The sequence below is a fragment of the Streptomyces sp. DSM 40750 genome, from assembly GCF_024612035.1.
Taxonomy (GTDB): Bacteria; Actinomycetota; Actinomycetes; order Streptomycetales; family Streptomycetaceae; genus Streptomyces.
The window spans coordinates 4272060-4298345 of sequence record NZ_CP102513.1 but is presented as its reverse complement, the minus strand read 5'-3'; the positions used below and the strand labels follow the sequence as shown (position 1 = coordinate 4298345).

24 protein-coding genes and 2 pseudogenes are annotated in these 26286 nt (G+C 70.0%); 11 read left to right on the top strand and 15 right to left on the bottom strand.

Going from position 1 to position 26286, the window contains the following annotated elements; genetic code table 11:
* Window positions 1-58: 58 nt before the first annotated feature.
* Window positions 59-730, bottom strand: coding sequence for a hypothetical protein (locus tag JIX55_RS19250; protein ID WP_443046455.1), 672 nt, complete (start codon window positions 728-730; stop codon window positions 59-61).
* A 148-nt stretch (window positions 731-878) separates the two neighbouring features.
* On the bottom strand, window positions 879-2696 hold the full coding sequence (locus tag JIX55_RS19245) for a glycoside hydrolase family 3 protein (RefSeq protein ID WP_257564546.1): 1818 nt from the start codon (window positions 2694-2696) through the stop codon (window positions 879-881).
* Window positions 2697-3297: 601 nt separating this feature from the next.
* On the opposite strand from JIX55_RS19245, the gene aroA reads away from it, so the two are divergent.
* The 5 genes and pseudogenes from aroA (at window position 3298) to JIX55_RS19215 (ending at window position 8609) form a co-directional block, all read left to right on the top strand.
* Window positions 3298-4536, top strand: coding sequence for a 3-phosphoshikimate 1-carboxyvinyltransferase (gene aroA / locus JIX55_RS19235; RefSeq protein WP_257564545.1), 1239 nt, complete (start codon window positions 3298-3300; stop codon window positions 4534-4536).
* Window positions 4533-5276 carry a peptidase E gene (locus JIX55_RS19230; protein WP_257564544.1) on the top strand — a complete coding sequence of 248 codons (744 nt, stop codon included), beginning with the start codon at window positions 4533-4535 and terminating at the stop codon, window positions 5274-5276. The genes aroA and JIX55_RS19230 overlap by 4 nt, the downstream gene beginning before the upstream one ends.
* Window positions 5277-5349: 73 nt before the next feature.
* Window positions 5350-6323, top strand: a pseudogene (locus JIX55_RS19225) (IS5 family transposase).
* Between the two features lie 135 nt (window positions 6324-6458).
* The gene (locus JIX55_RS19220; protein ID WP_257564543.1) at window positions 6459-7646 is read left to right on the top strand and encodes a hypothetical protein; all 1188 of its coding nucleotides are present in this window, start codon (window positions 6459-6461) and stop codon (window positions 7644-7646) included.
* Between the two features lie 84 nt (window positions 7647-7730).
* Window positions 7731-8609, top strand: coding sequence for a hypothetical protein (locus tag JIX55_RS19215; protein WP_257564542.1), 879 nt, complete (start codon window positions 7731-7733; stop codon window positions 8607-8609).
* 168 nt (window positions 8610-8777) lie between these two features.
* On the opposite strand, the pseudogene JIX55_RS19210 reads toward JIX55_RS19215, so the two are convergent.
* From JIX55_RS19210 to JIX55_RS19175, 8 genes and pseudogenes are all read right to left on the bottom strand, one after another.
* A pseudogene (locus JIX55_RS19210) lies at window positions 8778-9406 on the bottom strand (IS5 family transposase); the annotation flags it as partial.
* A 292-nt stretch (window positions 9407-9698) separates the two neighbouring features.
* Window positions 9699-10625 (bottom strand): MHYT domain-containing protein, encoded by a 927-nt coding sequence (locus tag JIX55_RS19205; RefSeq protein WP_257564541.1) that lies wholly within the window; start codon window positions 10623-10625, stop codon window positions 9699-9701.
* A gap of 212 nt (window positions 10626-10837) precedes the next feature.
* Window positions 10838-11644, bottom strand: coding sequence for a sugar phosphate isomerase/epimerase family protein (locus JIX55_RS19200; protein ID WP_257564540.1), 807 nt, complete (start codon window positions 11642-11644; stop codon window positions 10838-10840).
* A gap of 97 nt (window positions 11645-11741) precedes the next feature.
* Window positions 11742-13268, bottom strand: coding sequence for an FAD-dependent oxidoreductase (locus JIX55_RS19195; protein ID WP_257564539.1), 1527 nt, complete (start codon window positions 13266-13268; stop codon window positions 11742-11744).
* A 15-nt stretch (window positions 13269-13283) separates the two neighbouring features.
* Window positions 13284-13517 carry a CDGSH iron-sulfur domain-containing protein gene (locus JIX55_RS19190; RefSeq protein WP_257564538.1) on the bottom strand — a complete coding sequence of 78 codons (234 nt, stop codon included), beginning with the start codon at window positions 13515-13517 and terminating at the stop codon, window positions 13284-13286.
* Complete coding sequence (locus tag JIX55_RS19185) at window positions 13498-14232, bottom strand: HemK2/MTQ2 family protein methyltransferase (RefSeq protein WP_257564537.1); 735 nt, start codon at window positions 14230-14232, stop codon at window positions 13498-13500. The genes JIX55_RS19190 and JIX55_RS19185 overlap by 20 nt, the downstream gene beginning before the upstream one ends.
* 69 nt (window positions 14233-14301) lie before the next feature.
* Window positions 14302-15297: an iron-containing redox enzyme family protein gene (locus JIX55_RS19180; protein ID WP_257564536.1), complete on the bottom strand. Its 996-nt coding sequence runs from the start codon at window positions 15295-15297 to the stop codon at window positions 14302-14304.
* A gap of 121 nt (window positions 15298-15418) precedes the next feature.
* On the bottom strand, window positions 15419-15616 hold the full coding sequence (locus tag JIX55_RS19175; protein ID WP_257564535.1) for a CsbD family protein: 198 nt from the start codon (window positions 15614-15616) through the stop codon (window positions 15419-15421).
* 234 nt (window positions 15617-15850) lie between these two features.
* On the opposite strand from JIX55_RS19175, the gene JIX55_RS19170 reads away from it, so the two are divergent.
* The gene (locus tag JIX55_RS19170) at window positions 15851-16219 is read left to right on the top strand and encodes a hypothetical protein (protein ID WP_257564534.1); all 369 of its coding nucleotides are present in this window, start codon (window positions 15851-15853) and stop codon (window positions 16217-16219) included.
* A 78-nt stretch (window positions 16220-16297) separates the two neighbouring features.
* Here the strand turns inward: JIX55_RS19170 and JIX55_RS19165 are convergent, their stop codons facing one another.
* Window positions 16298-17341, bottom strand: coding sequence for a LacI family DNA-binding transcriptional regulator (locus tag JIX55_RS19165; RefSeq protein ID WP_257564533.1), 1044 nt, complete (start codon window positions 17339-17341; stop codon window positions 16298-16300).
* Window positions 17342-17597: 256 nt separating this feature from the next.
* On the opposite strand from JIX55_RS19165, the gene JIX55_RS19160 reads away from it, so the two are divergent.
* The 3 genes from JIX55_RS19160 to JIX55_RS19150 are packed head-to-tail and all read left to right on the top strand — an operon-like array spanning window position 17598 to window position 20745.
* The gene (locus JIX55_RS19160) at window positions 17598-18749 is read left to right on the top strand and encodes a Gfo/Idh/MocA family protein (RefSeq protein ID WP_257564532.1); all 1152 of its coding nucleotides are present in this window, start codon (window positions 17598-17600) and stop codon (window positions 18747-18749) included.
* Window positions 18746-19915 carry a dihydrodipicolinate synthase family protein gene (locus tag JIX55_RS19155; RefSeq protein WP_257564531.1) on the top strand — a complete coding sequence of 390 codons (1170 nt, stop codon included), beginning with the start codon at window positions 18746-18748 and terminating at the stop codon, window positions 19913-19915. The genes JIX55_RS19160 and JIX55_RS19155 overlap by 4 nt, the downstream gene beginning before the upstream one ends.
* Before the next feature lie 32 nt (window positions 19916-19947).
* A complete protein-coding gene (locus JIX55_RS19150; RefSeq protein WP_257569383.1) occupies window positions 19948-20745 on the top strand; it encodes a sugar phosphate isomerase/epimerase family protein in 798 nt (265 codons plus the stop codon).
* Between the two features lie 86 nt (window positions 20746-20831).
* On the opposite strand, the gene JIX55_RS19145 is transcribed toward JIX55_RS19150, so the two are convergent.
* Window positions 20832-20996: a hypothetical protein gene (locus JIX55_RS19145; protein WP_257564530.1), complete on the bottom strand. Its 165-nt coding sequence runs from the start codon at window positions 20994-20996 to the stop codon at window positions 20832-20834.
* A 142-nt stretch (window positions 20997-21138) separates the two neighbouring features.
* On the opposite strand from JIX55_RS19145, the gene JIX55_RS19140 reads away from it, so the two are divergent.
* Entirely contained in the window at window positions 21139-21414 is a 276-nt protein-coding gene (locus tag JIX55_RS19140) for a hypothetical protein (RefSeq protein ID WP_257564529.1), read from the top strand.
* A 14-nt stretch (window positions 21415-21428) separates the two neighbouring features.
* Here JIX55_RS19140 and JIX55_RS19135 read toward each other — a convergent pair whose 3' ends face one another.
* The gene (locus JIX55_RS19135) at window positions 21429-21944 is read right to left on the bottom strand and encodes a hypothetical protein (RefSeq protein WP_257564528.1); all 516 of its coding nucleotides are present in this window, start codon (window positions 21942-21944) and stop codon (window positions 21429-21431) included.
* 262 nt (window positions 21945-22206) lie between these two features.
* Between JIX55_RS19135 and JIX55_RS19130 the strand changes: the two genes are divergently transcribed.
* The gene (locus JIX55_RS19130; RefSeq protein WP_257564527.1) at window positions 22207-24531 is read left to right on the top strand and encodes a hypothetical protein; all 2325 of its coding nucleotides are present in this window, start codon (window positions 22207-22209) and stop codon (window positions 24529-24531) included.
* 101 nt (window positions 24532-24632) lie between these two features.
* On the opposite strand, the gene JIX55_RS19125 is transcribed toward JIX55_RS19130, so the two are convergent.
* Together JIX55_RS19125 and JIX55_RS19120 are read right to left on the bottom strand one after the other, a co-directional pair.
* On the bottom strand, window positions 24633-25163 hold the full coding sequence (locus tag JIX55_RS19125) for an RICIN domain-containing protein (protein ID WP_257564526.1): 531 nt from the start codon (window positions 25161-25163) through the stop codon (window positions 24633-24635).
* A gap of 125 nt (window positions 25164-25288) precedes the next feature.
* Window positions 25289-26284 (bottom strand): helix-turn-helix domain-containing protein, encoded by a 996-nt coding sequence (locus JIX55_RS19120; protein ID WP_257564525.1) that lies wholly within the window; start codon window positions 26282-26284, stop codon window positions 25289-25291.
* Window positions 26285-26286 lie beyond the last annotated feature (2 nt).

Here is a 26286-nt window from a genome sequence, read left to right as displayed (position 1 = left end):
CAGGGACGACGGTGTACGGAGGCTTGCTCGACTCAACTCGGTAAGGAGCACCGGGCATTCAGACGGGCTCCGCGCACCCCACCGGCCTGTCCCCGCCCAGTCGCACATACAGATCCGTGGCGGCCGGGCACTGCGGTTTCCTGCCGACGGCGGCCGTGACCTGGTACTCCGGGGCGTGCTTGCCGTTGCCGTCGCAGGCGGTCTCGCGGACCTCGCCCCGCCCGGCGGCGTAGACGCAGTCGCCGACGATGGTGCGGGGGCCGCCTCCGCCGCCGGGGTCGCCCGGATGCGGCGGCTGGAGCTTGCGCATACAGGCGTAGCCCTGGGGGACCGAGCCGTCGCCGTCCTCATCCTCGGTGGACTCGGCGGACTCGCCGGAGGAAGGCCGGGACTCGCTGATGTGGAGGACGAAGTCGGTGGTCGGCGGACAGAGCGGCCCCTGCGCGACCCGGCCGTCGTGCCGCGCCACGACCCGGGCCGCGGCGCGCTCGCTCGCGCAGGGCACCTCGGTGAAGCTGGTCGTCCCGAACGAACTGCACTCGTCGACCCCGAGGAAGACGGTCCCGTACCCGGACTGCCGGGTCGGCGCGGTCGTGGTCGTCCGCTCCTCGGGCTCCTCGCCCACCCCGCCCGACCAGGCCTGACACCCCGAGAGCGCGGTGACGGCCAGGGCGACGGCAGCCACGAGCACCCCCGTACGCACCCTCCGAACGCGACGCGCCCCTCGCATGGCCACCCCCCGATGCACCTCCGTCCAGCGTGACCCGGTGGCGAGGGCCACGCCAGACGTATCGTGCGCTTTGCGTCACTTGGGGGTGGTGCGCGAGATGTGCGGCGTAGGTCCCGTACGTCAGGACCCGTACGCCGCGACCCGTGCGTCAGGACCCGTACGTCAGCCCGTGCCCGATCGGGTACAGCACCCGCGCCGGGTCGTCGGCCCGCTGCACCGGCACCGGCAGTCTCCCGCGCGGCGCCACCCGCCCGGCCAGCACCCGCGCCGCCGCCCGCACCTCGACGTCCGTCCACGAGTACGACGCCAAGTAGCCCTTCACCTCCGGCAGTTGGGCCACGTCGTACGGGTTCCGGACCGCGACCGCCACCACCGGGACCCCGGTCGCGAGGAGCCGCGTGACGAGGGTCCGCTGGGCGCTTCCCGCCGTCACGTTGTACGTCGCCACGACCACCGCGTCCTTGCCCTGCGCCGCCGCGACGGCCTGGTCGATGACGGCCTGTGCGGGTGCCGTACCGGTCGACAGGCGGGTCGTCGTGAAGCCGAGGGCGGCGAGTTCGGCGGCGAGGACGGCCGTCGGCGGTCCCGTGGTGCCCGACGGGGACGCCGGATCGGCGCCGACCACCAGCACGTTCTTGTGCGTACGACGGGACAGCGGCAGCAGCGAACCGTCATTGACCAGGAGTGTCGTGGTCCGCTCGGCGATCCGGTCGGCGGCGTCGAGATGCCGCGCGATCCCCACCACCCGGTCGACGCCGGCGTCGCTCACGTACGGGCGCTCGAACAGCCCGAGCTTCGCCTTGAGCCGCAGGATGCGGAGGATGGATTCGTCGAGGCGGGCCTCGGTCAACTCTCCGGCCCGTACGGCATTCAGCACCGCGTTCCAAGCCACCTCGATGGAGGGCGGGTTGAGGAGCTGGTCGACACCGGCCTTCAGCGCCAGCACCGGCACCTGGTCGTCGCCGTACTTCTCCCGTACGCCCTGCATGCCGAGCGAGTCGGTGACGACGACCCCGTCGTAGCCCAGCTCGCCGCGCAGGATGCCGGTGAGGATCGGGCGGGAGAGGGTGGCTGGATCGACGGAAGGGTCCAGGGCGGGGACCATGATGTGCGCGGTCATGATCGAGTCGATGCCGGCGCTGATCGCGGCCCGGAACGGCGGGGCGTCGAGGGCGGTCCACTGCTCGCGGGTGTGCTCGATGACGGGGAAGCCGTAGTGACTGTCGACGGCCGTGTCCCCGTGCCCCGGGAAGTGCTTGGCGGTGGCCGCGACCCCGGCCCGCTGATACCCCTTCACCTGCGCGGCGACGAGGCCCGAGACGGCCTTCGGGTCGGCCCCGAACGACCGTACGCCGATGACCGGGTTGGCCGGGTTGACGTTCACGTCGGCGACCGGCGCGTAGTCCTGCCGGATGCCGATCGCCCGTAGCTCGGCGCCGCCGATGCGCCCGGCCTCGCGCGCGTCGGTTCTGGAACCACCCGCGCCGAGGGCCATCGCACCCGGCAGCAGCGTCGCGGGCCTGCCGACCCTGGCCACGATGCCGTGCTCCTGATCGGTGGAGATGAGCACGGGCAGCCCGCGGGGAAGGCCGAGGGAGGCGCGCTGGATCCCGTTCGACAGGCCGGCGATCTGGTGCGGGTCACGGGTGTTGTGCGCCCAGGCGAAGTAGATGATCCCGCCGACCCGGTACCTGGCCAGCAGTTCGGCGGCCGTCCGGACACCGAGCTCCTGGAGGTTGGCGTCGATGTCCGCCTGGTCGGGCGCGGTCGCCGAGTGCCCGTAGACCCGCATCACGAAGAGCTGGCCCACCTTCTCCTCAAGGGTCATACGGGAGATGAGGCCGTGGAGTTCGCTGTCGTCGGTGCTGCCCGCGCTGCCTGTGCTGCCGGCCTGTGCGTCGGTGCCGATGGCCAGGGCCGCGGTGACGCCTGCCGTGGCGGCGAGAACGGTACGTCTGGAGGGCACGTGCGCTCCTTCCGGAGGTGTTCCACTGAAGGAAACTTCCAAGGAGTCACGAATATCCGGGAAGTTTCTTCCGGTCAAGGGAACGCACGGCGGCGCCGGGAGTGAGGGGCCGCCACCGGCGCTGTCGGAGGGGGCGCGCCGGCGGCGGCGTGCTGCCGGCCGCAGGCGGTGGAGAGGGTTGGTCAGCGATCGCAGCCAGCAGCGAGGCCGACGTCCGCTCTGCGGAGACTCACCCGGCAGTATGGCGGTTGGACGGGGTGGGGTGGGTTCGGGTTCCCGGGGATGGGTGGAATTACGGAAGTTGGTCGGGGTGGGGGTGTTGGTGCGCGGGGGAACTCGGGGGGTTGGGGTGCGTCGGCGGGTGCGGGTGGGTGGGGGCTGGTCGCGCCCACGCGGCGGAGCCGCAAATCGACACAGCCCCGCGCCCCTTGACGGCATGGGTCGCGCCCGGGGGCTTTTAGGGTCGCGGGGAACTGCGCGAGCAACCACCCACTCACCCGCACCCGCCAACGCACCGAACCCCCCGAACTGGAAGGCGGACACAAGGTCCACTTGTCGGACACTCCGGCGCGTCCGTGGGGCCGCGCGCCAGCATGACCCCATGGCCCTCGTCGACATCCCCGGTTCCAAATCCATCACCGCCCGTGCCCTGTTCCTCGCGGCGGCGGCCGACGGCGTCACCACCCTCGTACGCCCCCTCAGGTCCGACGACACGGAGGGCTTCGCGGAGGGTCTGGTCCGCCTCGGCTACCGCGTCGGCCGCACCCCGGACGCCTGGCAGGTCGACGGCCGCCCGCAGGGCCCGGCGGTCGCGGAGGCGGACGTGTACTGCCGGGACGGCGCGACCACGGCCCGCTTCCTGCCCACCCTGGCGGCGGCCGGCCACGGCACCTACCGCTTCGACGCCTCCGCCCAGATGCGCCGCCGCCCCCTCGCCCCGCTGACCCGCGCCCTGCGCGACCTCGGCGTGGACCTCGTCCACGAGGAGGCCGAGGGGCACCATCCCCTGCGCATCGCGGCCAAGGGTGTCACCGGCGGCGACGTCACCCTCGACGCGGGCCAGTCCTCCCAGTACCTGACCGCCCTGCTCCTGCTCGGCCCCCTCACCCGCGACGGCCTCCGCGTCAAGGTCACCGACCTGGTCTCCGAGCCGTACGTCGACATCACCACGGCGATGATGCGCTCCTTCGGCGCCGACGTCCGCCGCGAGGCCGACACCTACGTCGTCGCCCCCGGCGGCTACCGCGCCACGACCTACGCCGTCGAACCCGACGCCTCCACCGCGAGCTACTTCTTCGCCGCGGCCGCGCTGACCGGCACCGAGGTCACCGTCCCCGGCCTCGGCACCGGCGCCCTCCAGGGCGACCTGCGCTTCGTGGACGTACTGCGGCGGATGGGCGCGCGGGTGGACGTGCGTGACGACCGTACGACCGTGACGGGCACCGGCGAACTCCGCGGCCTGACCGTCAACATGCGCGACATCTCCGACACCATGCCCACCCTCGCCGCGATCGCCCCCTTCGCCTCCGGCCCGGTCCGTATCGAGGACGTGGCGAACACCCGGGTCAAGGAGTGCGACCGCCTGGAGGCCTGCGCGGAGAACCTGCGACGGCTGGGGGTACGGGTCACCACCGGCCCCGACTGGATCGAGATCGAGCCGGGCACCCCCGTAGGAGGCGCGGAGATCAAGACGTACGGCGACCACCGCATCGTGATGTCCTTCGCCGTGACGGGACTGCGGACACCCGGCATCACCTTCGACGACCCCGGCTGCGTACGGAAGACGTTCCCCGGCTTCCACGAGGCGTTCGCGGAGCTTCCGCTAGCCTCCCGGCCATGACTGCCTCCGAGCCCACCATCGTCGCCACCTCGGGAGGTCACCGTCTCGGTGACCGCACCCGGGTGACCTTCCACTCGCTGGTGCACCACGCGGTGGAGTTGTCGGGGGCGAACGGGCGGCGCCCGAAGGTCATGTACGTCGGTACGGCGGTCGGCGACTCCGAGCACATGACCGCGCGCATGAGTGAGGCGGCGCGGGTGGCGGGCTTCGACCTGACGCCGCTCGCGCTCTTCCCGATGCCCAACATCGAGGACGTCGAGTCGGCCGTCCTCGAACAGGACGTCGTCTGGGTCATGGGCGGCTCGGTCGCCAACCTGCTGGCCGTCTGGCGCGTCCACGGCCTCGACCGGATATTCCGGCGCGCCTGGGAGTCGGGCGTCGTCCTCAGCGGCGTCAGCGCGGGCTCCATCTGCTGGTTCGAGGGCGGCACGACCGACTCCTTCGGCCCCCGACTCCGGCCTGTCACCGACGCGTTGGCGTACCTCCCGTACGGCAACGGCGTCCACTACGACAGCGACGCGGGCCGGCGGCCACTGGTGCACCGCCTCGTCGCCGACGGCACGCTGCCGGAGACCCACTGCACGGACGACGGGGTCGGCCTGGTCTACCGCGGCACGCGGTTGGTCGAGGCCGTCACCGAACTCCCGGGCAAGTCCGCGTACATCGTGCGACGGGAAGGCGGCGACTCGACGACAGAGGAGCGGCTGGAGCCCCGCGTCCTGCCCGAGCCCCGCCGCTAGGGCCTGTGTGACGTCGTGATCAATCGTGTCGATCCGGATCCGTCTGGAACGCGGATCCGGTAGGAAGACGTTCGTGACGCGCAGGCAACTCACCGACGAGCAGTGGCAGTTGATCGAACCTTGATCGAACCGTTCCTGCCGATAGGCGATTACGGCCCGTACCCTGAGCGGCTGCGTGAGCAGTTCGAGGGGTGATCTGGAGGTTCCGCACCAGCAGCCAGTGGCGGGGGATGCCGGACGAGTTCGGCCCGTGGCCGACGGTCTACGGCCGCTTCCGCATCTGGAGGGACGCCGGCGTCTTCACCGCATTACTGGAAGGCGTGATCGCTGAGGCCGCCCGCCAGGAGCAGGCCGACTTGTCCCTGGTCAGCGTGGGCTCCACCACCGTCCGTGCCCACCACGACGCCGCCGGGATGCGCATCGGCAAGGAGGTCATGGACGCCCTCGAGGAAGCCGCCGCCGACCAGGAACGGGCCCGGCAAAAGGGGGCGGCCCGCCGGAACAGAACGGACAGGACGGAAGCGACGCCCCCGACCGGGAAGAACGGCGGCACCTCAGGCGACGGCGCAAGCTCCGTCTGAAGGAGCTTCATCTCGCCGCAGACCGCAAGTGCCGTCGTTGTCGTTCGTCCTGACCGCGGGACAGGCTGCTGACAGCCCGCAATGCGTCCCCGTGCTGCAGAAGGTGCGGGTCCGTCTGCCGGTCGGCCGTCCCCGGACCCGGCCCGGGGCTGTCTCCGCGGACAAGGCCTACTCATCCCGCGCCAACCGCTCCTATCTGCGCAAACGCAGCATCAAGGCCGTCATCCCGGAGAAGAAGGACCAGGCCGCCAACCGGAAGAGGAAAGGCAGCCGGGGCGGTCGGCCCACAGGTCACGACGCCGATCTCTACAAGGAACGGAACACCGTCGAGCGCCTGATCAACAAGCTGAAGGCCTGGCGGGGCATCGCGACTCGATACGACAAGACGCCCGAGAGCTACCTCGCCGGCCTCCACCTCCGCGCCTCGATGATCTGGATCAACGACCTGTTGCAAGCAACCGCTTGATCACGACGTCACACAGGCCCTAAGGCCAGGCGGCCAGCAAGGATCCGCGGCGAGGCCCGAGCCGGACGGCGCGCCTGGACTCCCGGTCGACGTACGGATGTTGAGGTCGTCGGCTGCCTGGGCACGGTGGACGGCATGGGAAGCGTTGGCGAACGGCAAGAGGCCCTGGCGCTGGCCGCGCAGGCACGCAACGTGGCATGGGCGGCGGACGGAACGCCCTGGCAGCGAGTCCTACGCGCGATCAGCGGCGGCAGATGGAGTCAGCCGCCCACTGGCTGGACCGTGATCAGACTGGATACACCCTGGCAGGACACTCCCTCCTTGGAACGGTCCGGCTGGAGGGAGCGCGCCGCGAACCTCGCCGACGATGTGGCGTTCGCCGTCGACTGCACCGTCTGCGCCGACTACCGGCTCGGGTCGGTCGAGCAGCTCTGCACCATGGAGAAGTACCAGCGGTGCGGGCTGGCCACCGCAGTCAGGGTTCTCCAGGCTGACATGTGTCTCACGAGATACCTCAATGTCGCCGACCGGAGCGGCCGTGTTGCCCGTAGGGCAGGGGTCGCCGTTCCGCGACGGCGTTTCAGTAGCGGCGATGCCAGACGGCGGTACGTCCGAGATGGATGGCTATGGCGGGCGGCGGACCCTGCAAAGTTTCAGGTACCCATAGGAGCCGCTCTGCGTCATGGTGATCCGGTTCATGCAGTGCAAGACAAGAACATGACAGCCACTCGGGCGGTCCGAAAAGGAACGGGGAACAGGATGCGATTTCGCAGAATGGCCGCGACCACGATGGTCCTTGCCGTGAGCGCCGTGGCAGTGATGACCACCTCGGCTTCGGCGCAGGGAACGGACACAACCGTGCTGACGGCCACGAGCCGCGGGCTGAAGCTCACCGAAACCCAGGCAGATCGTCTGAAGGCGGCCTGGCAGGCAGACGCCTCCCTGACGGCCGATGAGGCCCTGGCCGTTCTCCCGCCATCGACCGCAAAGGCACTCAGTGCCGATTCGGACTGGGATGAGGGTAGCGATTCCTCGGTCGCGGATTGCTCCGAGATGACGTTGTGGGGTGACGAGCTGGGCAACTACACGTTCACGAACCACTTTTTCTCGCGCAGCGCGGGTACACCGGTCGAGGGCCTCTTCACCATCACCACCGACGGCATCTTGCCCGACCACGACAACTACGACCCGGTGGGCGTGGACCAGGAGTACAGCGGCAATCTAGAGACTGGCTACTTCGCGTCGCGGACGGAGGCCTACACGTTTGCACTCACGACCAACGGCTGGTTGTGCTTCGGCGACTTGCATGCCATATGGGAGTGAGTCCGCTCTACGGGTGACGCTCGCAGCAGGGCGGTGCGACCCATTGGCGGGAGCCCGGCCCAGTCGCTGTCCTCCATCGTCCTCGTGGGACAGGCCAAGTGGCCGAACTGCCCCGCGCCGGACACCGGGAAGCAGCTGAGAGCGGGGCAGTCGGTGAAGATCTGCAAGGTCTTTCTGATCCCCGAGGTCCAGAAGGCATCCGCAGTCGAGAGAAGCCGGCTCAAAGCGTCCCGGGGCCTCCTGCGCATCGCCTCGACGTACGGCGGAAGCTCGAAGGTCCGCTGGTCTCGATCGATCGGGACCGGCCAAGAGAACAGGCCGGATGGTCTGGACAGCCGAGAGGGGTCACGCGTCCATCAGCGGGGACATCTCGTGTCCGCCAGCGGGGAGTCGATCAGACCCCCTAACGGGACCTTTGCACCTCCGCCTCAGCCTGAGAGCATCGGGCCAACTCTGCAGCCACCGAGGCTTTTTGCAGACGAACCGGAAAGGAAGCGCACCATGCGAATCACCCGAACTGCCGCTGCGTCGATGGCCGCGATCACCACAGCGATGGGGCTGAGCCTGGCAACTGCCGGGCCCGCGGCCGCCGCCGACCCGGGTACCTGGGTGAGGTACGGGAACACGAACCCGATCACCTCCAGCTCCAGCACGTGGCGTTGCGCCCCCACCAAGATCATCACCACCAATGTGGGCGCGCAGGTTTGCGCAGTCAGGACGGAGAGTAGGCTCGACGTGCAGGGGGCGGTGATCGTACGCAACAACAAGAGCATCGACTTCGACGCCCGCGCGACCATAGACCTGTTCGGTACGTACTCTCTGGGCAGGTGGGAGTGCCCCATAGATGAAGTCAAGCCGAACTCATGGTCGGTCTGCTTCGGGCATACCGAGCGCCACAACGGCGCGGTGGACTCACTAGGGACACTCAACGGTGGGACCATCGGCGTGTCCCCGATGGTCTGATCGATCGGTGAGGGTAATCGCACGAAGCTCAGAAACCTCGCCGACCTCGCCACCCCACATGGGACACCGCCACCGGCGTCCCGGCGAAGATCCGCGTGGAGCCGAAGGAAGACCTCGTCAAGCGCATGGGTCGCAGCCCCGACAAGGGGGACGCCGTCGTCATGGCCTTTAGACGGTGTCCTGCGTGGTGAGGCGGACGAATCGCTTGTAGCAGCACAAGGCTGCGGCGAGGGCGGGGAAGGGCAGGTAGTTGCGGGGGTGGCGTTCGTAGCGGGGGCTGAGTCTGCGGTAGCCGGACAGCCACGACAGCCTCCGCTCGGGCACCCATCTGCGGCGGCCGAGCCGTTCGCCGGACTCGATGCCCTTGCGGGCGATCCGGACTCCTATGCGTTTGCCGAGTAACCATTTCGGCAGGTCAGCCCGGTCGTACGCTTTGTCGGCATGCAGGCGCACGGGCTTGAAGCAGCGGCCGCGATCGGGGTCGTGTCTCGTTCGGTGACCGGCGACCATGGACTTCAGCCCTTCGCCGTCATGGGTGTTGCCGGCCGAGACGCCGACGACCAGGGGCAGTCCGTTCGCGTCCGACAGGACGTGCATCCCGGAACCCGGCCTGCCCCGATCCACGGGGCTCGGGCATGTGTGTACGCCCCCTTATCGGCCCTCACATGGGCGGTGTCCACAACGACGCGGGAAACATCGATGAGCCCGGCGTCATCGAGCCGGTGCAGGACCGCCTCGTGCAGGCGGCCCCGGACGCCGGCTCTGGACCAGATGACGAACCGCCGGTGGACCGAACTGATCACGACTCGATACGCGCCCTAGGCCCCACCGAGCGGATTGCGCCCCCGCGGCCCCTTCCACCCTGCCACGCGGGAGAGCTCGGGGGGTTCGGTTGTGTGGCGGGTGCGGGTGGGTTGTGGTTGCTCGCGCCCACGCGGCGGAGCCGCAAATCGACACAGCCCGCGCCCCTGAAAGACACGGCCCTGCGGGCCGAAAGCACGGGGCGTAGCCCCTGCTTTTCAGGGGCGCGGGGAACTGCGCGACAAGCCCCCACCCACCGCACACACCCCCACCCTGGCGAGGAAAAGCTCACCACTGCTGGATACGGCGTCCAGTGCCCTGCGGCTGCTGTGGGGCCCGACGGACCGGAGGTTCGAAGAGGGAGCCGGGGGTGTCGTGGTCCGGGTGGGGCAGCGGCACGTCGGGGCGGTCGGGGCGCCACGGGTGTTGCGGTGCCTCACGGTCGCGCTGCCGGGCGGCAGCCGACCGGTCCCAGTCCCCCTCGCCCAGCACGAGCATCGGGTCGAACATCACCACAACCCCCGCCAGCAGCAGGAAGATGATCGGCCCGATGAGCATCGGCAGGAGTATCGACGTGGGCGACTCCCCGGTCAACGTGCCGCCGGTCGTGCCGTGCAGATGCACCCCCACCGCGGCCATCCCCGTGTAGTGCATCCCGGACACGGCGACCCCCATGACCAGGCTGGCCCCCAGGCTCGTCAGGAAGCCCCGGATCGACACGGCCGCCCAGAGCGCGGCGGTCGCCGCGATGATGGCGATGCCGACGGAGAGCGCGACGACGGCGATGTCGTACTCGATGTAGCCGTTCAACTGGATGGCGGCCATGCCCAAGTAGTGCATGGCGGCCACCCCGAGCCCGGTGACACTCCCCGCCGAGCAGAGCGTGGCCGTGCTGACGCCGCGATAGCCCACCGCGAAGACCCCGATGCCGACGACGGTGATGGCCACGACCAGGCTGAGCACGGTCAGCCCGACGTCGTAGTGGATCTGGCTCTCCTTCACCCGGAAGCCGATCATCGCGATGAAGTGCATCGTCCATATGCCGCAGCCGATGGAGGTCGCCCCTAAGGCAAGCCAGCCGGGCTTCCAGGACCGTTCGTTGTAGACCGACCTGACGACGCAGCGCAGTCCGAGCGCCGCGCCCAGGCAGGCCATGATGTAGGCGGCCACTGGGGTGACCGCACCGTAGCTGAAACCGTCGACCGTGCCTTGCATATGCCAAATCCCCCCGATAAGCAGCCAGTTGAGCATGGCTCGTTGCGGGAGGAAGTCTGGTGTAAGCGCATACCGCAGCGCTCCGTTTTCCAAGAGTTACTGTCGGTATCTGTTCGGCGGTCGATCGGCTTTGGGTGGCTCGATACTGATTCGCGGTCAAATTCCTTGGCGGACCAGGCCTGAGCTTGATTTTTCAAGCTCAGGCCATGGATTTACGCCGCGTCGTTGAGGAGCCGCCCGAGGTGTTCCCGCCCGGCCGCCAGCAGCTCCGGCAGCGGCGCGGCCCCCTCGTACCACCGCTTCTCGTACTCCCAGCAGAGCCAGCCGTCCCAGTCCTTGCGGGAGAGGAGTTCGACGCACTCGCCGAGCGGGAGGACGCCCGCGCCGAGGGGGAGGGGGGTGGTGTCGTCGGGTGAGGCGATGTCCTTGACCTGGACGTAGCCGAGGAAGGGGGAGAGGGCGGCGTAGGACTCGGCGGGCTGTTCGCCGCCGAGCCAGGTGTGCATCACGTCCCAGAGGGAGCCGACGCTGCCGTGGCCGACGGGGCCGAGCACGCGGATCGCGTCGGCGCCGGTGCGGTGCGAGTCATGGGTCTCCAGCAGGATGCGTACGCCACGGTCGGCCGCGTCCTCCGCGGCCGTCCCGAGCCGCCGGGCCGCGACCGCGTCGGCCTCGTCCGCGCTCTGCCCGCCGGCGAGGTCGGCCCCGGGGAAGACGCGGACGAAGGGTGCCCCCAAGTCCCGTGCGAGGTCGAGCAGTTCGCGGATCTCGTCGAGTACGGGCCCGTCCTCGCCCGGCGCCGCGACCCGCGCGTACCCCGCGACCCCCAGGATCTCCACGCCGGCCGCCTTGAACTCGGCGGCGACCTCGGCCCGCTCCCCGGCCCCGATTCCCGGATGCACCGGCTCCTCGGGATGGGCGCGCAACTCGACGCCGTGATAGCCGTGCGCGACGGCGAGCCGTACGACGTCGGCGATGGGGAGACCAGGGACACCGAGTGTGGAGAACGCGAGCTTCATGTCTTCGGACCCTACTCGTCACCCCGCGATGTGTGTCACCCCACCGGTGTGCGGGTCGGCTGTCGGGCCGGAGGGGTCGGGGCTCGTTCGTCGGAGCTCAGATCTTCCGCCGCTCCAACGGCTTCGTCGCCGGCCCCTGGAGAATCTGGCCGTCCGGGGCGAAGCGGGAGCCGTGGCAGGGGCACTCCCAGGCGCGTTCGGCGCGGTTGAAGGCGACGAGGCAGCCGAGGTGGGTGCAGCGGGCGGAGACGGAGTGGACGGTGCCGTCGTCGTCGCGGTGGACCGCGCAGTGGTGGCCGCCGACCCGGACGACCGCCCCGTCCCCGGGCGCGATGGCCTCCACGGAGGTGTCCCCGGCCGGGGCGAGCCGGTCGCCCACGAAATGGCGGGCGACCTGGGCCTGGTGCTTGAGGAAACTCGGCGCCTCACGCACCGCGCTGAGCACCCGGCGCGGGTCGTACAGGTCGCTCCACGGCGCCTTGTGCCCGGTGATCTGCTCGGCGAGCAGCTGCCCGGCCATGATGCCGCCGCTCATCCCCCAGCCGCCGAACCCGGTCGCCACCCAGGTGTGCCGGCTGCCCGCGTGGAAGGGGCCGACGAGCGGGACGGAGTCGGTGGAGTCGTTGTCCTGGGTGGCCCAGCGGTGGGTGAGGTCGAGCGGGCCGAAACGCTCGACGGCCCAGTCCGCGAGGAGCCCGAACCGTTCGTCGACGTCGGCGGTGCCCGGCGTGAAGTGCTCCCCGGTGACGATCAGCAGCCGTCGCCCGTCCTCGTACGGGGCGGACCGCACCGAGCGGGTCCGCTCCTCCTGGGTGATGTACATGCCGTGCGGATCGGCGTCCGCCGGGATCGGCGCGGTGATCACGAGTTCACGGCGCGGGGAGAGCCGGGTGAAGAGCAGCGCCCGGTCGAAGACGGGGTAGTGCGTGGCGACCACGACATCCCCGGCGATCACCGTGAACCCCGCCTCGGTCGTCAGCCGGCACGGCCCGCCCTCCTTCAGCCGCACCACCCGGGTCCGCTCATGGACCGACGCGCCCTGCCGCACCAGATCGTCGACGAGCGCCAGCAGGTACTTACGGGGATGGAACTGCGCCTGTTCCTCGACCCGCACCGCCCCCGCGACCGGGAACGGCAGCCCCGTCTCCGTCACGAACTCGGCGGGCAGCCCGGCCTCCCGCGCGGCCTCCGCCTCGGCCCGCAGCTCCGGCACCCGCCCCTCGTCCTCGGCGTACGTGTAGGCCGCCGTGTCCTCCCAGTCGCACACGATCCCCAGCTCCCCCACCAGCGCGGCGGCATGCCGGATCGCCTCCGTCTGCGACCGCGCGTACAGCCCCGCCGCCTCGGAGCCCCGGGTCCGCCGCAGCCGCTCGTAGATCAGCGTGTGCAACGCGGTCACCTTGGCCGTCGTGTGCCCGGTGACCCCCGCCGCGACCCGGTCCGCCTCCAGCAACGCCACGCGCCGCCCCCGCCGGGCCAGCTCCCAGGCGGTACTGATCCCCGCGATGCCCGCCCCGACCACCGCCACGTCGACGACCAGGTCCCCGTCCAGCGCCGGGTACGGCCCCTCCTGCGGCGCGCTCTCGATCCAGTAGGACTGCTGCTTGGGCTGCTTCTGCTGCATGGCTCGGGGGTCCCTTCAGGTGGGCGGCGGCTGAGCGCGGCGCGGGTCGTCGGCACCGGCCCGTCGCCGGTGGCTGGTGTCGCACCACGGGTAGATCGAGCTGCGGCGACAGGTGCACAGGGCCACCCGGAAGCGGTCCGACGACACGGTCGTACCGTTCTCCGACGTGACCTCGACCGGCCCCTCGATCAGCAGCGGGCCAGGGCGCTGGAGGGTGACACGGCGGCGTTCAGCGGGGACGTTCGGCACGGATGATCACCAGCTCTTCCTTCTCGTCGCAGTCGCAGTCGCAGTCGCCGCTGCCGTCGCCGTCACGCTCGTCGCCGTCACCCAGTAGCCCGCGACCGCGCAGCCAGTCGCTCCGCGACCGCAGGACAGGACCGAAGGCGATCCGGCGGTGGTCCACCACGTCGGCCCGCAGCCCCTCCGCCCGCAGCTGCGCGAGCGTCCGCTCCGCGTCGCTCAGGGCCGACTGGACCAGCAGCAGCACCCCGCCGGGCCGCAACAGGGACGGCGAGTCCCGGCAGATCCGGTCCAGCACGAGCCGTCCGTCCCACCCGGCCTCCCAGGCCCGGGCAGCGCCCCGTACGGGGCCGAACCCGCCGAAGCCCGGCCCCGTAGCGGGAACCAGCTCCGGCTCGGGGGTCGGCACGTACGGCGGATTGGACAGGATCAGGTCGAAGGACCGCCCGGACACCGGGGCCAGCAGATTCCCCCGTACGACCCTCATCGGCAGCCGCGACAGTACGGCGTTGACCTTGGCGTTGAGGACGGCCCGCCAGGAGATGTCGACCGCCGTGACCAGCGCACCCCGCCGTGCCGCGGCCAGCGCGACGGCTCCCGTCCCCGTCCCCACGTCGAGAACGCGGGCCTGTGGGACAAGGGGCTCCCGCCCCAGGGCGTGGACCAGGAGTTCGGTGTCGTCCTGCGGGGCGTAGACGCCGGGCAGCGAGAGCGGGATCACGGGAAGTCGTCCTCCAGGTGGGTCGGCCGGCGAGCGGTTCGGTCGGCGGTTCGGTCGGTCGGCAGGCCGTCAGACGGGCGTGCGGAGCGACGACCGGCCCGCCCGCCACGCTTCGAGGAGCCGCTCGGCGAGGGCGTCCTCAAGGTGGTTGGTGGCGTCCACGCCGAAGGCCACATCGGGGTCCAGCTGCGGTTCCTCCTCCAGCAGACCGGCGACGACCTCCCGCCGTACGACCTGCTCGTGTACGGCGTCCGCCTCGATGTGCTCGTCGTAGAAGTGCTCGGCGGCGGCGCCTGCCCCGGTCCGCCGCATCGCCCCGGCGAGCCGTCGGGAGCCGGGGGAGGAGGTGATCTCGACCGCCGCGAAGTGCCCCACGAGGGCGCCCCGCAGGGCGCGGTGCAGGCCGAAGAGGGACATCAGGTTCACGAGGGCGAGCGCCTCGGCACCGGCGGCGTCCACGTAGCGGCCGTAGGCCGGGTCGAGCCCCAGGTCCGTCATGAGGTCGGCGAAGAGGCGCGCGTGCATCCGCTCGGCCCGGCCCCCGCCGAACTCGTCGAACTCGACCGCGGCCATCCCCGCCTTCGCCCGCCCCCACAGCCGGGGCAGCACCCAGGCGTGCGGGTCGGCCTCCTTCAGGTGGTACAGCGACCGCTGCGCCGCGTACTCCCGCACCTGCCACAGCTCGCCCTCGTCCTGCAAGAAGTCCCCGACGCCGCCCCCGTCCCCGCCCGCCGGTTCCACGAGCAGTTCGTCCAGCGCCTCCCGGGCGCTCACATGCCGCGTCGCCCGAGCGCGCAGGGCTGCGAGGAACGGCCACTCCAGGGCCGCCCGGCACCGCAGCAGCTCGGGGTCCCATTCGAGGTCGGCGTCGACGTCGGCGAAACCCCGGTAGTGCAGCTCGTAACAGAGGTAGAGGGCGAGTTGGAGATCGTCGCCGAAGGGGTCGGCCCCGGCGATCTGCCGGCCGTCGGGCGGTGCCCCCGTCCTCCGCAGACACTCCACGACCGCAGCCGAAACCCGCCCCCTGCTCTCCGGCAGCGCCGGCCCTGCCACCTGGGTCTCCATGCGCGCCGGGTACCCGTGAGACGCGAGTACTCACCTGCACGCCCGACCGCCGCGCCCACAGTGAAAGGGGCTCCCACGCTCACGGGAGCCCCCATCCACTGGCCGTCGGCCGTACGCGTACTCAGGTACGGTCGCGCTTCGCCGAACGCTGCGTCTCCTGAACGCGCTCCTGCGCCTTGCCCTTCATCTTCTTGGCCTCGCCGCGCGCCTGCTGCATCTTGCCCTCGGCCTGCTGCTCGCGGTCGCCGGTGACCTTCCCGGTCATCTCCTTGGCCTTGCCCTTGATCTTGTCCATGCCGCCCTTGTCCTTGGCTGCCATGGTTCCTCCTTGGTGGGGGTGAGGCTTTCCCGCTCAACGTAAGGCGGACCGGTAGCTGTCGCGAGCCGAAGCGTCACACTGTGTGGTCGCCCTGCTCGTCGGGCCCCCGAGGGCGCGGGGGTCGAACTCGGGGAGGGGTCCCGGACCAGCCGCGCTAGAAAAGGCAGCGCGGGAAATCCCCTGGGGAAATCCCGTTGAGAGCCCTTCCACCCCTGAGGACAGGAGACCCACCTCATGACCACGGGTATGAGCCGACGCGCCGCGAACACCGCCGTCACACTGACCCTCGCGGGCGCACTGGGCCTCGGTGCCCTGGCCCCGGCCGTGAACGCCGCCAACGGCCCCTGCTACGACGGCCGTTGCAAGACCACCGTCTCGGCCTCCCAGACCATCAAGGTCAACAGCAAGAAGTTCGGCTTCGGGAAGTTCAAGGTCGTCTCCGTCAGCTCCAGGTCCGTGAAGTTCTCGGCCAATTCGGGCGGCGTCCGCTTGACCGCCAGCGTCAGCCCCGGCGGCACCGTCAAGCTCAACAACCTGAAGATCTGGGTCAAGTCCGTCTCCGGCAAGAAGGCCAGGATCCAGCTGTTCCCCACGAAGTACTGAGCGTCGGCCTGAAGATCGAACAGATCGGGCACCTCCCCGGCCGGGAAGGTGCCCGTTCTCTTCGATCTTCAGGAATCCTCAAGCCTCCCGAGGCGCCCCACTCGACCCCCGCACCATCAACTCCCCCCGAACCGTGGTGATCCCACCCGGCGGCGGCTCCTCCCGCCCCATCGCGATCCGCCCCGCCCGAGCTCCCGCCTCCGACAACGGCAACCGCACGGTCGTCAGCGCGGGCACCGCGTCGATACTGAACGGCAGATCGTCGAAACCGGCGACCGAGACATCATCCGGAATCCGCAGCCCGGAATCCCGAAGCGCCGCGCAAGCTCCCAACGCCACCGTGTCGTTGGCCGCGACCACGGCCGTCAGCGACGGATCCCGCCGCAACAGCTCCAGCGTGGCCTCGTACCCGGAGAGCCGGTCGTAGCGCCCGTACACGGTCCATGCGGGATCGTCCTCGATCCCGGCCGCGGCCAGTGCCGCCCGGTGCCCCTCCAGGCGATGCCGAGTGGTGGTCCGCTCCTCCGGCCCGGCGATGTACCCGAGCCGCCGATGCCCGAGCCCGATGAGGTGCTCGGTGAGCTGTTGCCCCCCACCCCGGTTGTCGAAGGTGATCGCGATGGCCTCCGGCGTGGGCGGCCGCCCGCACAGCACCACCCGCGTACCGGCCTCCGCCAGCCTCCGCAGCTTGTTGCCGACGGCGGCCAGATGGACCGGGTCCTCGACGGCACCGCCCGTCAGGACGACCGCCGCGGCGCGCTGGCGCTGCAACAGCGTGAGATACGTCAGCTCGCGCTCCGGGGAGCCGCCCGTGTTGCACACCACGGCCAGCCGCTCCCCGCCCGCGCGCCCGCCCGGCCCGCCGATCTCGGACTGGATGGCACCGGCCATGATCCCGAAGAAGGGGTCGGCGATGTCGTTCACGAGGATGCCGACCAGGTCGGAGGTGGCGGCGGCGAGCGCGCTCGCGGGGCCGTTGAGGACGTATTCCAGCTCGTCCACGGCCTTCAGCACCCGCTCGCGCGTGGACGCGGCCACCGGATAATTGCCGTTGAGCACCCGGGAGACGGTCGCGGGCGACACCTGCGCACGAGCCGCCACGTCCGCCAGGGTCACAGTCATCGTTTCCTCGTCCTCCGGTGCGCTTCTCGTTCGGGTTGATCGGGGAGCGAAAGGAACCATACGACCGCGATCGCCGTTCGCCCCCTCGAACAACTCGACCCCGCTGCGGTCTTGTCCAGACCGCTGCTCAGAGGCTAGCTTCTCATTGGATAGAAAGCGCTTGCTGTGACGCTCACCCTTTATTCGGGCGTACGCGGCGCCGGACGCGTACGAACACACGACGCACACGAACGCATATGAACGAAGGGATCGGGCCGTGACACGCAAGACCGTACGGATCGCCATGAACGGCGTGACCGGACGCATGGGCTACCGCCAGCACCTGGTCCGCTCCATCCTCGCCATCCGCGAGCAGGGCGGCCTCGACCTCGGCGACGGCACCGTGCTGTGGCCCGAGCCGATCCTCGTGGGCCGCCGCGAGCACGCGCTGAAGGCGATGGCCGAGCGGCACGGCCTGGAGCACTGGGCGACGGACGTGGACGAGGTCCTCGCCGACGACTCCGTGGAGATCTACTTCGACGCCCAGGTCACCTCGGCCCGCGAGGAGGCGATCAAGAAGGCGATCGCCGCCGGCAAGCACATCTACACCGAGAAGCCGACCGCCACCGGCCTCGCCGGCGCCCTGGAGCTGGCCCGGCTGGCGGGCGCCGCCGGCATCAAGCACGGCGTCGTCCAGGACAAGCTCTTCCTCCCGGGCCTGCTGAAGCTCAAGCGCCTCATCGACGGCGGCTTCTTCGGCCGTATCCTCTCCATCCGCGGCGAGTTCGGCTACTGGGTCTTCGAGGGCGACTGGCAGGAGGCCCAGCGCCCCTCCTGGAACTACCGCGCCGAGGACGGCGGCGGCATCGTCGTCGACATGTTCCCGCACTGGGAGTACGTCCTGCACGAGCTGTTCGGCCGGGTGAAGTCCGTCCAGGCCCTCACCGCCACCCACATCCCGCAGCGCTGGGACGAGCAGGACAAGCCGTACGACGCCACGGCCGACGACGCCGCGTACGGCGTCTTCGAGCTCGACGGCGGCGCCATCGCCCAGATCAACTCCTCCTGGACCGTCCGCGTCAACCGCGACGAGCTGGTCGAGTTCCAGGTCGACGGCACGGAGGGCTCGGCGGTGGCAGGCCTGAGAAACTGCCGTGTCCAGCACCGCAGCGCCACCCCCAAGCCGGTCTGGAACCCCGACATCCCCGCCACCTACTCCTTCCGCGACCAGTGGCAGGAAGTGCCCGACAACGCCGAGTTCGACAACGGCTTCAAGGCCCAGTGGGAGCTGTTCCTCAAGCACGTCTACGCCGACGCGCCCTACCACTGGGACCTGCTGGCCGGTGCCCGCGGCGTCCAGCTCGCCGAGCTGGGCCTGAAGTCCTCGGCCGAGGGCGTCCGTCTCGACGTACCGGAGATCCAGCTGTGACGATCCAACTGCCCGGCGCGGACGGGGTGTTGAAGGCCTACAGTCCGCGTACCGAACCCCTGGCGCTGACGACCGGCGCCCCCTTCACCTCCCGTACGGTCTTCTCGGCGGCGCACGTCGTCGCCGACCCCTTCGCGGACGTGTCCCCCGACTCGCCCGCCGCCGTCGACTGGGACGCCACCCTCGCCTTCCGCCGCCACCTCTGGTCGCACGGCCTGGGCGTCGCCGAGGCGATGGACACCGCCCAGCGTGGCATGGGCCTGGACTGGGCGGGCGCCGCCGAACTCATCGGCCGTTCGTCGGCCGAGGCCAAGGCGGTCGGCGGCCTCATCGCGTGCGGGGTGGGCACCGACCAGCTGTCCGCCACCGAGATCGGCTACCCGTACAGCCTCGACGACATCCGAACCGCTTACGAGGAGCAGCTCGCGCTGGTCGAGCAGTCGGGCGCCCAGGCCATCCTCATGGCCTCCCGGGCCCTGGCCGCCGTGGCCAAGAGCCCCGAGGACTATCTGGAGGTCTACGGCCACCTGCTGCGCCAGTCCTCCGAGCCGGTGATCCTGCACTGGCTGGGCCCGATGTTCGACCCGGCGTTGGAGGGCTACTGGGGCAGCACCGACCTCGATGCCGCCACCCACACCTTCCTGGAGGTCATCGCCGCGCACCCCGACAAGGTGGACGGCATCAAGGTCTCCCTGCTGGACGCACAGCGCGAGATCGACATCCGCCGCCGCCTTCCGCAGGGCGTGCGCTGCTACACCGGCGACGACTTCAACTACCCCGAGCTGATCGCGGGTGACGACCAGGGCTTCAGCCATGCCCTCCTCGGTATCTTCGACCCGCTGGGGCCCTTGGCGGCCGAGGCCGTGCGGGTGCTGGACACCGGGAACACGGACGGCTTCCGGGACCTCCTCGACCCCACCGTCGAACTCTCCCGCCACCTCTTCCAGACCCCCACCCGCTTCTACAAGACGGGCGTGGTGTTCCTGGCCTGGCTGTCCGGCCACCAGTCGCACTTCACGATGGTCGGTGGCCTCCAGTCGGCCCGCTCCCTCCCGCACTTCGCGCGCGCCTACGAACTCGCCGACGGCCTGGGCCTGTTCCCGGACCCGGCGCTGGCGGAGGCCCGGATGAAGAACCTGCTCTCCCTGTATGGAGTGGCCCAGTGAGTACGGGACTTGAGCGTTTCAGCATCAACCAGATGACGGTCAAGCAGCTGTCGATGCCCGAACTGGTCGCCGATTGCGTCGAGTTGGGCATCCCGGGCGTGGGCCTCTGGCGCGAGCCGGTGGCGGCGTACGGCCTGGACGCCACGGCCAAGCTGATCCGTGACGCGGGCCTCGCGGTCACCACTCTCTGCCGGGGCGGCTTCTTCACGGCCATCGACCCGGCGGAGCGGGCGGCGGCCCTGGAGGACAACCGCCGGGCGATCGACGAGGCGGCGACCCTGGGCACGGACACGCTCGTCCTGGTCTCCGGGGGCCTCCCCTCCGGCTCGAAGGACCTGCACGGCGCGCGGGAGCGCATCGCGGACGCGCTGGCCGAGTTGGGCCCCTACGCCGCTTCCAACGGCGTACGCCTGGCCATCGAGCCGTTGCACCCCATGTTCGCCTCGGACCGCTGCGTGGTGTCGACGCTGTCCCAGGCCCTGGACATCGCGGAACGCTTCCCGGCGGAGCAGGTGGGCGTGACGGTCGACACGTACCACATCTGGTGGGACGACACGGCCCCGGCGGCCATCGCCCGCGCGGGCGCCGGCGGCCGCATCCACACCTTCCAACTCGCTGACTGGATCACCCCGTTGCCCCAGGGCGTCCTGACCGGCCGCGGCCAGATCGGCGACGGCGCGATCGACATGAGGGAGTGGACGGGGTACGTCGAGGCGGCCGGCTACACCGGCCCCATCGAGGTCGAGCTGTTCAACGACGACCTGTGGGCGGGTGACGGACGCGAGCTGCTGGCCCAGACGGCGGCGCGGTTCGTGGAGCACGCGGCGTGACGTAGTTGCCGTTCGGTCCCTGGGGCCTGGTGTTTCCCGGGGACCGGGCGGCGTTGTGCGGGCGGGGAGAGGACCCGATGTCCGGGTCAGACCTGCCTGACCTCGACCTGCTTGCCGCAGAGCGGCTTGAGATCGTCGAGGTCGGGGGTGAGGACGGTCACCGGGGGCTGTGCCGCGCGGGCTGTGGCGGCGACGATCGCGTCCAACGCGTACTTGTGCCCGCCGGTCCTGCCACTGTCTTTCATTCGCACGACGGCTTCCTTGGCAGTGTCCTTGGTGACTGGCTCCACGACGAGTCGGGAGAGGGATGCGGGAGTCCACGGCCGCGGGGGCGACAAGCAGGTTTCCGGCCTCATCCATGCCGCGGCATCGAGCGATGACGTACGTCTGTGGGTGCCTGTCCTGTGTGTGCTGGAAGCCGAGCGTCAGCGTGCGGGGATCGTCGACCATGTGGGCGTACTGGTCGAGGTCCTCCACCTCATCGAAGACGACTACGCCATGGCCGTGACCATCGCCGAGCTGAACGGCCAGGGTGTTCCCTTCGGTGGCGCGGCCGCCGTGCACGCCGCCCGGCCGAACCAGATGCATCCCATGGGAGCGCTGGTCGCCACGGTGACTCCCGAGCCCTACGGCGGGCTCGGCGTCGGAGTCATGGACCTGAATCGCTGACGACCACGGCAGTACTAGTCGTCGTCTGCGTCCTCGTCCTCGTCGAGAAGATCGGCCAGGTGGAAGTCCACCGGCTCCCCCTGGTCGTCCTTCGTCATGAGCAGTTCGCCCAGGGCGCGCATCGGGTACAGGGCGTCGTCCTCGTGGGCGTCCGGGGCGGCTACGCAGGGGTCGTCGATCACGCCCACGCGGTCCGCGCCGCCGAAGAGGGACGGTAGGACTCCTCCGCCGACGGCGAAGGGCTGGTACTTCCAAACCCAGCCCTTCTCCCGCCGTAGGACCTCGCCCAGGTACCAGGCGGCGCCCTGGAGGAGGGGGTCCATGCGGGCGCCGAGTACGTGGTACTGGTCGTCGTAGTGCCGTCGCACCAGTTGTTCCAGGGCTTCTAGGGACTCCGCGCTCCCGTCCCACACCTCCGGACCCCCCACGTCGCGCACCCACGTACCGAAACGCTCCTGCCGCGCTTCCAGCCACGTCAACAGCTGCGGATGCGACTGCGGGTCCGTGCCGCCGCCTGCCGAGTTGGTCATGGCCGCAACCGTAGCGCCCGTTGGTCGCCGCACGGCCAACCCCCGCCCCTCACCCACGTGTTGGTTTTGTGCACACCCCCGGCAACCCTGTGCCCGGGCTGTGGCCCGCCCCTAGGGTGTCGGCGGCGCATCATCTGCCACGGGGGCCCCATGCGCCATCCTCAGCACCCCCTCATGCCCCCACGCTTTGAGGGAAAGAGCACATATCGTGAATGACGCCAATGGCGCAATACGTCTCACTGGGCGGCGTCTTCCAGGGCGTATGGCCGCCGCCGTCCTGTCGGCCCTCGCGGTCACCGTCACCGCCCTTCCCGGAGTCGCGCACGCGGCCCCGGGGGACACCATCCACATCATCGGCGGCAAACGCTGCGACGAGAAGTGGCTGGGGAAGCCCTACGACCGCACCCCACCCAACTCCGGTATCCCGCAGGACCAGTACTACTCCACCAATCCCCGTCCCGACCGGTACGTCTACGACAACCCGGCGAAGGCGTTCGACAACCTCCCCGGGCCCAGCGCGGACGAGCAAGCCGAGGCCGGGAACACGGACGCGGACGTCGAGAAGTGGGACAAGCGTTACGAGAAGACGGGCGATGTCGAGGACAAGCGGAAGGCGATCTACGCCCGTTACGGCCGCCATCTGGATACGGCGAAGAACCCCACCCGCGACTTCTCCCGCTGGCTGGACCGCTGGTACATCGGCAACGAGGTCAACAACAAGAAGGGTGCCGCGTTCGAGGCCCGCATGGTCCGCCAGTACAGCCTTATCGGCCCGGACTGGCTGTGTCAGGTGAAGATCGAGCTGCGGGACAAGAACGGCAAGGTCATCGCCACCCGCGACTACGACACCTACAACAAGCGCACCACGGACCTCGGCGAGTTCAAGTCAAACGGCAAACACATCAACAAGCAGCTGGTCAACGACCGGAAGATCCTCGCTCACCCGGACATGAAGAACGCCCGGCTGAACATGTTCTCCGGCGCCCGCACGGCCGACAACACCCTCAAGAAGTACAAGCAGCTCGACGAAGAGCTGAGGCGGGCCCGGGGCACCCAGCGTCCGCAGGTCAAGATCCGTGAGCGCATCGCCAACGGCATCCCCGCCTACGAACGCAACACTTACTCCAAGAACTACCAGGTCATGAACCCCCGCCCGGGCACGGGCACGTTCGGGCCGCTCAACGACGCCGCCTGGCGCTCCGGGAAGACCCCCGAGGAAGCCAAGATCCTCCAGCGCCAGTACGAGCAGAACAACGCACGCGGCGCCTTCATGCGCGGCCCCGGCGGCGTGGACTTCTCCACCCTGGAACTCCAGTACGTCGGCAACCCGGTCAAGGGCAAGGGCCTCGACTACTCGATGAAGGCCGGCTACATGCCCGACCCGGACACCGACCCGGGATGGGGCGGTGAGGCGAAGATGCAGCTCGTCTCCGACTCCTTCTTCACCTGGCTCGCGCTGACCCCGGACAAGTTCTGGGTCAACCTCAACCCGGACCAGCCCGACCGGATCCTGGACGACGCCTTCGCGTCCACCGACGCCGGCCGTATCCTGCTGGAAGCCGACCTGCGGATGAAGCACGACTTCTACAAGGCCATGGACCCTTCGACCGACCTCGGACGACGGTACTGGGCGGCCCTGCCGAAGGAGAACGGCTACCCCTGCATGCCCAGCCTGCGCAACTGGATCGAGCCCAAGCCGGCCAAGGTCCGTGAACAGGACGGCGGCATCTACATCCTCGACGCCCCGCTGCGCCTGCAGTCCACCGCCGAGTCCTTCAGCACGCCGGGCGCCGGCGAGCCGATCTGCACCCCCGACGAGACCCAGACCCGTCAGGCCCAGGCCATCATCGACTCGATGATCGTCCCCGCGGTCGAGAAGCAGATCAACACCGAATCCCAGTACGCCGATCTGCGCCGCGTCTACAAGTCCCGCGTCGCCGCCGAGTGGGTCCGCCAGCAGGACGCGGCGAAGCCGACCGACTTCCGCTCGATCATCAACAGCAACAACGTCAAGCGGTGGCCGCTGCGCGCCCCGAACGACAAGTGGAACAAGAACGACCTGTACGAGCGCTACGTCCAGATCTTCAAGAACGGTGAGTTCCGGTACAACGTCGACACCGATCATGGCGTCCAGATCTACATCGTCGGCGGCGTGGACTTCTCCAAGTCCCCGAAGCGGAACATCACCCGCGTCGAGTTCAGCCTCGAAAACCCACGGCTGGACACCACCACCTCGACGTCCACTCAGACCGAGACCGGTTATGGCGACACCCAGACCGCCTTCCTCGGCGGCGGAGGCTCGGAGAAGAACCCTGGCAAGCCCGACCCCAAGCCGACCCCGACTCCGACCGAGCCGGACCCCTCACCGTCGAAGCCGGACGACGACTCCAGCCCCACGCCGTCCACCCCGGCCCCGGCCCCCAGCGACAACGGCAAGCCCCCGGCCAAGGAGCCGGACGGCGACCTCGCCGACACCGGCAGCGACACCCCCGTCGGCCTGCTCGCGGCCCTCGCCGCGACCCTGGCCGCCGGAGGCGCGGGCCTGACGTGGTGGATGCGCCGCCGTCGCCGCAGCGCCACGAACTGAGATACGGCGCGTAGGTCCACTTCGCCCCGCCGGAGTCCATCCGGCGGGGCGAAGTGCTGTCCCGTCTCAGGTGCGCAGCTCACGCACTGGTCGGGCGGATGTCACCAGACCTGGTGCCATTGCTGCTCCGGGTTGGTGCTGACGGCTCTGCACGTCCATTGAATGGCGGCGACAGCGTTCGCCTCGTTGGCACCGGGGATGGCGAGGCAGAGGTCGGTCTTGTTGTTCCGCAGCCGATGGGTGCTGTCGTAGATCCACTCCTGCTCGTCGGCGCCACTGCGGCAAGGCCACTGGATCGCCTCCGCACCGTTGGTGCTGCTGCCGCCGACGGCCAGACACTGACCGGTGGCGTAGTTCTTGATGGTGTACGTCGACGTCGCTCCCGGAATCAGCTCCCAGTACCACGCCTGATCGGCGTCCCACACGTCGTTGACCGGTTGGTCGCAGGTGAACTGGATGGCAGCCGTCCCCTGCCCCGCCGAGGAGCCGCCGGGAATCGCCAGACACTTCCCGCTGTTCTGGTTCTTCATGGCCCAGGGGCCCTCGGACCCGACCGCGTTGGCCGACGTGGCGGACAGCGGAATGGCTATCGCCGCGATCGCTCCGGCGAGCGCCATGCTGCGCTTGCGCATTGTTTTCCCCTCCAGTGAATGATCTGACCTGTTGGATCACCATGCGGGGAGAGCGACGAGGCTGTCGTTAGGAGCGAGTCCACAGGGGGTTTGGCTCTGCGTCCACGGGCGCGTCGATGTTGTGCTTACTCCGGCTCGCGCGCCGACCCCGCCTGTACGCGGTACTCCGTGGGCGACACCCCGTACGTGCCCCGGAACGCGCGCGTGAAGTCGGAGGCGCGGACCAGGCCCCAGCGGGTGGCGATGGTGTGGACGGGCGTGGATCTGAGGTTGGGGTCCGCCAGGTCGCGGCGGGCGCCTTCGAGGCGTTGGGCGCGGATCCAGGCCGCGACCGTCTCGCCGGGGGAGTCCTCCTGGAACAGCCGGTGCAGATAGCTCAGCGAGATGTGATGCGCGGCCGCTATCACGGGCGGCGTCAGCGCCGGGTCGTGCAGGTTCTGGCGGATGAACGCCCGTACGCGCGTCGTCAGGGCCCGCTCGCGGGTCTCCGGCGGCAGCGCGTCCTCCGCCTCCAGCACCTGGGCGAACCAGGCGGACAGCAGGTCGAGCAGGACGGTGCCCAGGCGGGGCGCGTCGGACGGCTGGAGGACGTCGGCCTGCTGCTCCAGGCCGGTGAGGAACCCCGTCAACAGGGCGCCCACCCCCTCCCGCCCCGACAACCGCCGACCCAGCAGGTGCTGGATGCGGGCGGACGGCAGGGGTAACAGTGCCTTGGGGAAGTCCACGCCCACCCCGGTGATCACCTGACGGCCCAGGCCGGCCGGCAGGTGCACTTCGTACGGTCGCGACGTGTCGCTCACCCACAGGTCGCTCGGCCCGTACGCCTCGGCTCGCCCCAGATGCTCGAACCCCAGTCCGCCGCCGAGCACCAGCGACAGGTGGTACATCTCCGGGTCGGACTGCCGCACCAGCTTCTCGGTACGCCGGAACCCCGTCGGCAGGTGCGACGTCGGCCACGCCAGCACCGGCCCCAGCTCCAGCAGCCGCTGCCGCGCCCAGAAGTCGTCGGCGAACTCGCTGCTCATGTGACTGGGCGCGATCGCCCGGTGCATCAACTCCCCCCAGTAGTCGAACCGGTGCTCCGCGGGCACGTCGTCGCTCCGGAACACGGTTCCGATCATGC